This window comes from Rhizobium sullae (genome assembly GCF_900169785.1).
GTDB classification, from domain to species: Bacteria; Pseudomonadota; Alphaproteobacteria; order Rhizobiales; family Rhizobiaceae; genus Rhizobium; species Rhizobium sullae.
On sequence record NZ_FWER01000249.1, the window covers coordinates 1 to 241 of the forward strand.

Below are 241 nucleotides of genomic sequence, written 5' to 3' on the forward strand. Positions count from 1 at the left end.
TTCTTTGGTTCTTCGGGTATTTCCGTCATCGTCGCTTCCGTTAGTAGCAGCACGCTTGCAACGGAAACCGCATTTTCAAGCGCGACGCGAACGACCTTGGTCGGATCGACGATGCCTGCAGCAAACATGTCAGTATAGATCTTCCTGTCGGCATCGTAGCCAAGGTTGCCGCTGCCCTCGAGGACCTTCGCGACCACGACGCCACCGTCGATCGATGAGTTGTCGGCTATCTGGCGGATCG

The 241-nt window shown here is 56.4% G+C and carries 1 protein-coding gene; it reads right to left on the reverse strand.

Going from position 1 to position 241, the window contains the following annotated elements; translation table 11 throughout:
• On the reverse strand, nucleotides 1–241 hold a 241-nt coding region (locus BN1800_RS40015; protein WP_280174008.1), incomplete at both ends, for a TCP-1/cpn60 chaperonin family protein.